Source organism: Prosthecobacter sp. (assembly GCF_044373815.1).
Taxonomy (GTDB): domain Bacteria; phylum Verrucomicrobiota; class Verrucomicrobiia; order Verrucomicrobiales; family Verrucomicrobiaceae; genus Prosthecobacter.
Genome location: NZ_JBIPNG010000270.1, coordinates 1 through 8,984 on the forward strand (window position 1 = coordinate 1; position 8,984 = coordinate 8,984).

The following is an 8,984-nucleotide window of genomic DNA, read 5'->3' on the forward strand; positions in this document are numbered from 1 at the left end:
GAAGAAGAAAAAGTAACCGCAGGCCCTATCGGTTGGATTCATGCCGCTCCGGATTCGCAGAATCCAGAGCGGCATTTTCTTTTACCCCCTGCTTCAAGGGGGCTCCGACAGAGCTGCGGCCACAGCTATCGCACGGCAGAGAATGTTTCCGCTGCGCAACCACAGTCCAGATTGGAGCCGTCGGCCTTCGCTCTACTCCTTCGCTTTCTTCTTCCGCTTCTCCTTCTTGCCTGCCTTGCGGCTCTCTTCGCCGTTCCAACGCAGGTCTTCCCAGCGGGGTGGCTGCATGGTGGCGTTCCATTGGTCGAAGAGTTTTTGCAGAGCCTGGGCCTTCTCAGGCTCCTTGGCGCTGAGGTCGGTTTGCTCGCCGGGATCGGTGGCCAGGTTCACCAGCATAGGCTGCATGTCTTTGCTGGCCTTGACGAGCTTCCAGTCTCCCTGACGCACGGCCTGCTGCACACCGAAGCGGAAGTACAGCTCACGCGGGGCAAGTTTGTCCGTTTTGCCTTCCAGCAAAGGCAGCAGGTTCACGCCATCGAGCGGGATGGAACTCGTCGCACCCGCAGCAGCAAGAGCCGTGGGCAAAACATCGAGCTGAATCACCGGCTCATCACTGACACGGCCCGCAGGAATGTGGCCCTTCCACGCGGCCATCCATGACACGCGGATGCCGCCCTCCCAGACGAACCACTTGTGCCCGCGCAGCCCGCCCATCTCAGCGTTTTGATAAGCGCCGCCGTTGTCGCTGATGAGGAAAATGAGCGTGTTCTCCTCCTGCTTCAGTTCACGCAGCTTCGTCACCACCGTGCCGATGGCTTCGTCCGCTTCCGCAGCGAGCGCAGCGTACGCCGCATCGTGCTTCGGCAGGTGCTTGAATTTCTCCAGCCACTTCTCCGAGGACACGTGCGGACTGTGCACGGCATTGAAGGACAGCATGAGGAGCCACGGCTTGGCCTGGTTCGCCTCCATGAAATTCACCGACTCACGCGCATACACCGGCGAGGTGACGGGCGCTCCCGCCAGGTCTTCCACCAGCTCTTTGCCGCGATAAAACGAAGGACCTTTGCCTTCACCAAGATTGCCCACAGTGCCCATGGCAAAGTCAAACCCGCGCGCCGTGGGCATGAACTCCGGGCTGGTGTCCCCGAGGTGCCATTTGCCCACGATGCCAGTGGTGTAGCCTGCGGTTTTGAGATGCTGCGCCAGAGTGGTCTCGCTCAGCAGCAGTTCGCGGCCTGCTTTGGTGGGATTGGCATCATGGCCAGTGCGCGCCTGGTAGCGGCCTGTCATCAAACCCACACGACCCGGCGAGCACACGCAGCCGGAGGAGTAGCCATTAGTGAAACGCACGCCGCCTGCGGCCAGGGCATCCATGTTTGGCGTGGGAGCCATTTTGCCACCGTAGGCGCCGGGCTGCGCCCAGCCCATGTCATCGAGATAAAAAATGAGGATGTTGGGCTTCGCTACGTCCGCCGCAGTGGCGGATGAGAGCAGCGCGGCGGCAAAGCATAACAGAAGAGCGGAGAGCTTCATGGGCGCTCTCCGAACGATGCAATGCGGCAAATGTATCAGCAGATTACTCCTTGGCGGAGCTCAGACGCAGGTGCGCGGCCTCTGTCACCGCGGCGGCCAGTTCGTCCAACTGTTCGTGGTCGGTGATTTTCTGGCTGTGTTCGTCCTGCACGTAGATGGCGTCAATGGCGACGCCTTTTTCCGTGCTGATGCGTGCGTGCGTGACGTTGTGCCCGAGGCGGCCGATGGCCATGAAGATGTCATAGAGCAGCCCCAGGCGGTCCACCAGCTGCAGCTCCAGCACCGTCTGGTCCGGCGAGAGGTGGTTGTTCACGTAGATGCGCTGCGGGATCTCCGCGCCGATTTCATCCAGCATGGTGATCGACTTGCCCAGCTTCTGGATGATCGCATCCCCGAAGTCAAAGGTCTGTCCGCTGAAGGCTTTGCGCACGGATTCCTCGACACGCGCACGCGCGCTTTTGGTGGTGACGGCGGCGAAGTTCGTGTTGCAGACGCGGAAGGTGTCCAGCACCAGATGGTCGGCACGCTGGTAGAGATCAGCGCTGAGAATGTTGATGCTTTCTGCCGCCAGGGCGCCGGAGATGCGCGCCAGTAGCAGATGGCGGTCCCAGCAGACGACAGTGAGCTCGCTGTAACCCTGGTCCGCGTGATCCACCCAGACCATGACCGGCAGCAGACCTGCAGCAGCCTCCTCACGGATGAGCTGCTCAAAGAACTGCCGGAACTGCCGCAGATGCGTGGCGATGAGATCAGCCTCGCGGAAGTTGAAGTAGGAGGGCGGCATGTGGCGGAAGTGCGCGTCCACTTCCGCTTCATATCCGGCACCGAGGCGTCGCAGCACCTCCTTTTTCAGATCCTCCAGCGGCACCTGCACATTGCGCATGAAATCCGCCGGCGCGTTCATGAAACGCAGCGCGCTGTGATAGAGCTGACGAATGGACGCCTCCTTGTAGCCCGACCAGCTCTTGTCGCTTGTGCCCTTCGAGTCCGCATATGTCATGAGCAGCAGCGTGTCGAGATTCTCCTTCGTTCGCACGATGCTGACGAACTCCTCGATGACCTGCGGATCATCCAGGCTCTTAGTCGTGGCGGTGCGGTACATCAGCAGGTGATTGTCCACCAGGAAGAGCAGCAGCCTGCGGCGTTCACCCTTGATCTGCAGGCGGCGGGAGACGGTGGCGGCCAGCGTGGTGCTTTCATCGCTGTGCGTCTTCTTGTTGGCCGCACGGCCTGCGTCATGCAGCAGAAGTGCCAGGTACAGCACATATGGCTGCTGCAGGTCGTGAAACAGCTGCTGAAAGAGGTCCACGCCTTTCAGGGTGGGATCGCTCAGCTCATCGAGCCTGTCGATGGTGCGCAGCGTGTGCTCATCCGCCGTGTAGAGATGGAAGAACTCATGCTGCACCAGATTGGTGAGAGCACCAAACTCCGGCATGTACCTGCCGATGAAGCCCACGCGGTGCATCTGCCGCAGCGTGCGCGCCGCATCCCCTTTGTGGGAGAGAATCGTCTCAAACGTCTCACGGTTGGCCTTGTTGTAGCGGAAGCTGGTGTCCACCAGTCGGAAGTTGTCCTGGATGAGCTGGAACAAATCCGGGCTCAGGCGCAGGTGGCGCTTTTGCGTGTGGAGAAAGAGGCGCATCATGCGCTCCGGATCATCCTTGAAGATCGTCGGACTTTCCGCATAGAGGCGCTCATGCTTGCGGTTGAAACCGTCAAAGCTCTCCTGCTCCTTCTCAGCCTTCCGCCGTGCGATGAAGCCCATCAGCTTGGTCTGGGTGCGCGTTTCCAGCGCCTCCAGGTGAAAGCGGTCCATCACCTCATTGCTGCGCTGCAAAATATCGCGCGTGGCCGTGTAGTAGCCGTGCATCAGCGCCTCGATGCGGCGCAGGATGCGTTTGTGGCGGTAGCCCAGATTGGTTGCCACCGGCCCCTGCAGGCGCAAAGTTAAGAGGTCTTCGGCGCGCTTTTCGGTGTAGTGCATTTCATTGCGCACACGCAGGATGAATTCATAGCCCTGCTCCACCTCCTTCCAGCCCGCCTTGGAGATCAGGCCGAGGGCGACCAGATCCTTGGGGTTCAGCGTGCGGTGCCGCGCATACGTCATCCAGATCAGGTTCTGGTAGTCGCGCAGGCCGCCGCAGCCGTTTTTCACATGCGGCTCCTGCACAAAGGGGGTGTTCTCATACTTGGTGTGGCGGCTGGTCAGATCGATCTGCCGCAGCTTCAAAAAGTCCCCCTCCTGCCCGTCCATGCATTCCTTGTCAAAGCGGGAGCGGAACTCCTCAAAGGCCGCCTTCTGCCCGGTGACGAGGCGGGCCTCCATCAGCGCCGTCTTGGTCTCCATGCTCTCGTTGGCCAGCTTGATGCACTCGCCCACGCAGCGTGAGCCATGGCCGACCTTGAGCTTCAAATCGTAGAAATAAAGCAGGTAGTCCCGGATCAGCTGCACGACTTCGGTGGACACCTTGCCGCTGTTGCCCGGAAACATGAAAGTGAGGTCCACATCGCTGCCCGGACTCATCACACGCCGGCCATAGCCGCCGTGGGCGATCACACTGACATTGAGCTTGGCACGCACCGCAGGGGCCAGTGCCGAAAGAGCCTCTTCCCACAGGATTCGCACAAGGAAATCGATCACATCCGAGCGCATGCGGCAGACTTCCGCACCGCTAAAGCTGCCGGAGCGGTGACGCTGCTTGATGCGCTGCTCCTTGATCTTGAGGAAGCGCTTCGCTTGACGCAGCGTTTCGGTGCGTCCGCGCGGCAGCTTGTCCTCGGGTGGGAAAAATTTCTGCGCGCTCTTGTTCAGGTGCCGCAGGTATTCGCGTTCGGTCATTTCAGCAGTGGTCAGTAGGTGATCAGTGAGTGAACCGGGCCGGAATCACTCACCTTTTCGCGCCCGCCGAGGAACGCCAGCTCAATGAAAAACGTGCTGCCCAGCACCTTGCCGCCCGCCTGCTCGATGAGGTGCAGCGCCGCCGCCGCCGTGCCGCCTGTGGCCAGCAGATCGTCCGCCAGCAGCACCGTTTCCCCGGGGGAGATGGCATCCAGGTGCATTTCGACCGAGTTCGTGCCGTATTCGAGCGAGTAATCAATCCCCCGCGTCTGCCAGGGCAGCTTGCCCTTCTTGCGCACTGGAATGAAGCCCGCGCCCAGACGTTCGGCGATCAGCGCACCAAAAATGAAACCCCGGGCGTCGATCCCGACGACCTTGTCCACCGCAGTGATGCCCGTGGCTTCGATCATGCCATCAATCGTCTGCGCCAGCAGTTTCGGATTGGCCAGCACCGGGGTGATGTCTTTGAAAAGAATGCCAGGATTGGGAAAATCTGGTACGTCACGGATGGTGCGGCGGATGCTGTCGAGAATGTCGGGAGCCATGCCCTGCGATCATGGAGGAGATGCGGGGATGCGCAAGCGATGGGAACATTGCATCCAGAATTGCCTTCACCCTTGCAGAAACGTCACAAGACCACGAATGTCCTCCCCCCGATCCAATGCCTCCCTCCCAGCAACTGCTTCTTGCCGCCACGCTCATCTTTGTGGGCGCGCTCGTGCAGGCATTGCTGGCGCTCAAGGCGGGTGCCTGGAAGCAGGCGCGGGCGCAGTTCTTCCTCATGGCGCTCGGTTTTGCGCTCCAGACCGGCTTCATCTACCTGCGCGGTGAGGAGGTGCGGCAGTGCCCCATCCGCAGTCTGGCGGACATCCTGGTCTTCATCGCCTGGAGCATTGTGCTGCTGTATTTCCTCGTCGGCCCGGCGTTCCGGTTGTCGTTGCTCGGGGTGTTCACCTCGCCGCTGGTCACCCTCATGCAGGGGATGGCATTCCTTAACGGCTTCGCGCCCTACAAGCCCAAAGGGCCCATCAATGCGCTGGTGGAGCTGCACATCGCGCTGGCCCTCATCTCCTACGCAGCCTTCGCTCTGGCCTGCATCACCGGCGTGATGTACCTTGTCCAGGAGCGCATGCTGAAGCGGCACCAGATCGGCGGCCTGTTTTACCAGTTGCCGCCCATTCAGGGTCTCGCGCACGCGATCCAGCGCCTCGTGCGCCTCGGCCTGCTGCTGCTGAGCATCGCACTGGGCATTTCCTTTGCCTTGCATCTGCCCATGACGAAGACCGGCCACGTCGTCTTCGCCTGGATCGTCTGGGGGCTGTATGCGGTGATCTCCCTCCTGATGTGGAAACATTTCACCTCCCCGCGCAAGACCGCGTGGCTGGCCGTCATCGGCTTCATTCTGCCGTTCATTTCACTGTGGATCGTCACGCATGCCTGAGCCGACGGACATTCGCAGCGGCCTCGTCTGTGTGGGCCTGAACTACAAAACCACCCCCGTCGAGGTGCGTGAGCGCTTGGCGTTTCCCGAGGCGCTGGTGCCCGCTGCCGTGCAGCAGGTGCGCGGGCTGCCGGGCTTTGAAGAAAGCGTCGTCCTCAGCACCTGCAACCGCGTGGAGCTCTATGCCACGCACGCCCTGCCCACTGGCAAGGACGGCCACGCCGCCCTGCGCCAATACCTCATCGAACGCTTCGAGCTCCAACCCGAGCACGCGGAAGCCCTGGTGCTTTACAATCTCGACTCCGCCGAGGCCGCGCGGCATCTCTTCCGCGTGGTCAGCGGGCTCGACTCCATGGTGCTTGGCGAGACGGAAATCTTCGGCCAGGTCAAAGCCGCCTACAAAGTCGCCCTCGACACCGGCACCACCAGCCGCTCGCTCAATAAACTCTTCCAGCAGGCCTTCACCGTCGGCAAAAAAGTCCGCAACGAGACCACCATCCAGCGCGGCTCCACCAGCGTCGGCAGCGTGGCTGTGGATCTGGCGGAAAAAGTGCACGATCTCAAGGAGTGCCGCGTCATGCTCGTCGGCGCCGGGGAAATGAGCCGCACCTGCGCTCAGAGCCTGCTCTCACGCGGGGCCAAAAGCATCATCGTCTCCAACCGCAGCTACGACAAAGCCGTGGAGCTCGCCACCGAGATGAAGGGCCGCGCCATGAAGTTCGACGAATGGGAGCACGCCCTGCATGAGGTGGACGTCATCATCTCCAGCACCAGCGCCCCGCATTTTGTCATCAAGCCCGAGCAGATCGATCAAGTGATGCGCAAGCGCCGCTGGGAGCCCCTGCTCATCATCGACATCGCCGTGCCTCGAGACGTGGACCCCGCAGTGAACAACATCGAAGGCGTCTATCTCTACGACATCGACGCCCTCCAGGCCATCGCCGACGAAGGCCGCCGCGAGCGCCTGCGCCAGCTCGCCTCCTGCGAGCGTATCATCGAAGAACAGCTCGAAAAATACGGCTTTCTCAAATCTCCCGGCAGCGGCGGTCTGAAGCTGGCCTGACCGGCGCCGCGTCACCCAGCACTGTTCCGTAGTCCCGGCTTTAGCCGGAATCCGGGCGAACGTCTGTAAAGGCACAGCAGAATCCAGCACCGGCTTGGTCGAGCCTGCGAAGCCGGGCTTGCCGCAGACACCCGCCCGGTGCATCTTCGCACCATGTCAGTCGCAATCGAGACGCCGCAGAGTGCATCGGATGAAGTCCCGATGTTCCCGCCTTGGCTCGACCTGCCGCCGAACTATCTGGTGCAGGACTGGATGCAATGGCAGCGCGGCAAACTCGTCGCTGCACGACTACGTGAGAATCCAGATTTGATTCAAACAGCCAAAGAGCGCCTGGAGATCAGGAAATCGGCTCTCTATCGACCCCAGGTAGAATGGCTTGAGCTGTTGCAGCGGTCCAGCATCGAACAAATCTGCGACATTTTGGAAGCTGCGGATGACGAAGGCCAGCGGCTGCGGTCTTCCTCGCCCTTTCACGGCAGCCCCTTCATCACCCCGGAAGAAAACGAAGATGTACGGCAAAGAGCTTACGCTGGCAGATCTTGAGAGAGTCGCCCGCAAACTCAAGTGGTGCGTGCCAGCGCTGACGGATGCCTACGTCATTGGCTCCGGGGCTGTGGCGGCCTTGCACCCTGAGCTTCCCGGGGAACTACGTTTCTCCGTGGATTTTGACTTCGTCCCGCAGAACCTGCCTATCCTGTATTTCGACAGCATGCTGGTGGATCGTTTCATCGGAGCGGAGAGCGAGTTTCGGGACACGGAACTGGTCTACGCTGACTACGCCACTCCTGACACCGTGCGCTGCACGCCGCCCGGTTGGAAAGAGCGGGCGCATCAGATCATTCTCCCAGAAGGTCTCGTTCTGCACGTCCTGGACGTTTGTGACGTCGCCTACAACAAGCTCTACGCCGGGCGTCCCAAGGACATCGTATGGGTGCGGGGCCTGTTGGGCACCGGCATCATCACCTGGGCACGGCTGGAGGAGCTACATGCGGCCAATCCCCTCGCTGCGGCGGACCGGGAAAAAGTGGAGCGCAGCATGGCGCAAGTCCGGGCGCAAACCTGAGCGAGCAATCCTTGCGTCCGGCCCCGGTACGTGAAAAGCTGGGAACCCCACCCATGACCCCCGCAAAAATCATCCTCGGCACCCGCGGCAGCGAACTGGCCCTCACGCAGACAACCATGGTCACCGCGGAGCTCAAGGCTGCGCATCCGCAGCTCATCGTCGAGCGCCAGATCATCCAGACCAGCGGTGACAAACGCCAGGACCTGCGCTTCTCCGAGTTCAGCGACGTGGCGCAGGTGGACAAAGGCATCTTCATCAAGGAGCTCGAAATCGCCCTCGCAGACAGCCAGATCGACGCCGCCGTGCACAGCCTCAAGGACGTGCCGAGCGATCTCGCCGCCGGCTTCACCATCGCCGCCGTTCTTCCCCGTGCCGCCATTGAGGACGTGCTCGTCTCCGCGCACCCCTACACCCTCGAAACCCTGCCGCAGGGCGCGCGCGTCGGCACCAGCAGCGTGCGGCGTGCGGCGCAGCTCAAGTTCCTTCGTCCGGATGTCCAGATCATCGAGATCCGTGGCAACGTGCCCACACGCGTGAAAAAAGTCATCGGTGAAAACGCGCTCGATGCCGTGCTCCTCGCCGCCGCCGGTCTGCAGCGCCTCGGTTTGATGAAGGATGAGCAGATCCAAATCGAAGGCATCCACCTCTGCGCCCTGACGCTCGATCCCGTGAAGTTTCGCCCCGCTGCCGGACAGGGAGCCATCGCCATTGAATGCCGCGCTGGAGATGAAGCGACTATTCAGGCCATCCGCGCGCTCAATGACTCCGACACCGAATACCGCATCACCGCCGAGCGCGAGTTCCTGAAAATCCTCGGCGCCGGCTGCCAGACCCCCGTGGGTGCCCACACCTGGATCAAAGACGGCCAGCTCCACATGGCCGTGCGCGTCTTCAACGAAGCCGATCTCGCCCTGCCACCTGTCGAACGCGAAGCCCAGCGCCCCGTGCAAGAAGCCGCGCAGCTCGCCGCAGATCTCGCAGGAATGCTCCCGTAAAACGAACTCCCAAGTTCGTTTTCTCGCACCGCACCCGGTGCCCCCACTTG

General features: G+C 61.6%; 8 protein-coding genes. 5 read left to right on the top strand and 3 right to left on the bottom strand.

The genetic code is table 11. From position 1 onward, the window contains the following. Positions 1 to 192 precede the first annotated feature (192 nt). Genes ACIREA_RS19910 through ACIREA_RS19920 form a run of 3 tightly spaced genes read right to left on the bottom strand, consistent with a single transcriptional unit; the run spans position 193 to position 4,917 of the window. On the bottom strand, positions 193 to 1,533 hold the full coding sequence (locus tag ACIREA_RS19910) for a sulfatase-like hydrolase/transferase (protein ID WP_397384092.1): 1,341 nt from the start codon (positions 1,531 to 1,533) through the stop codon (positions 193 to 195). Between the two features lie 43 nt (positions 1,534 to 1,576). Continuing rightward, complete coding sequence (gene glnD / locus ACIREA_RS19915) at positions 1,577 to 4,372, bottom strand: [protein-PII] uridylyltransferase (protein WP_397384093.1); 2,796 nt, start codon at positions 4,370 to 4,372, stop codon at positions 1,577 to 1,579. An 11-nt stretch (positions 4,373 to 4,383) separates the two neighbouring features. Beyond that, positions 4,384 to 4,917, bottom strand: a complete 534-nt coding sequence (locus ACIREA_RS19920) for an adenine phosphoribosyltransferase (RefSeq protein ID WP_397384094.1) — start codon at positions 4,915 to 4,917, stop codon at positions 4,384 to 4,386. A 116-nt stretch (positions 4,918 to 5,033) separates the two neighbouring features. On the opposite strand from ACIREA_RS19920, the gene ccsA reads away from it, so the two are divergent. The 5 genes from ccsA (at position 5,034) to hemC (ending at position 8,934) form a co-directional block, all read left to right on the top strand. Further along, positions 5,034 to 5,813: a cytochrome c biogenesis protein CcsA gene (gene ccsA / locus ACIREA_RS19925; RefSeq protein WP_397384095.1), complete on the top strand. Its 780-nt coding sequence runs from the start codon at positions 5,034 to 5,036 to the stop codon at positions 5,811 to 5,813. Then, positions 5,806 to 6,876, top strand: coding sequence for a glutamyl-tRNA reductase (gene hemA / locus ACIREA_RS19930; RefSeq protein ID WP_397384096.1), 1,071 nt, complete (start codon positions 5,806 to 5,808; stop codon positions 6,874 to 6,876). The genes ccsA and hemA overlap by 8 nt, the downstream gene beginning before the upstream one ends. Before the next feature lie 153 nt (positions 6,877 to 7,029). Continuing rightward, positions 7,030 to 7,419, top strand: a complete 390-nt coding sequence (locus ACIREA_RS19935; RefSeq protein ID WP_397384097.1) for a hypothetical protein — start codon at positions 7,030 to 7,032, stop codon at positions 7,417 to 7,419. After that, positions 7,385 to 7,939, top strand: coding sequence for a DUF6036 family nucleotidyltransferase (locus ACIREA_RS19940; protein ID WP_397384098.1), 555 nt, complete (start codon positions 7,385 to 7,387; stop codon positions 7,937 to 7,939). The genes ACIREA_RS19935 and ACIREA_RS19940 overlap by 35 nt, the downstream gene beginning before the upstream one ends. Before the next feature lie 53 nt (positions 7,940 to 7,992). After that, complete coding sequence (hemC, locus tag ACIREA_RS19945) at positions 7,993 to 8,934, top strand: hydroxymethylbilane synthase (RefSeq protein WP_397384100.1); 942 nt, start codon at positions 7,993 to 7,995, stop codon at positions 8,932 to 8,934. Positions 8,935 to 8,984: the final 50 nt, after the last annotated feature.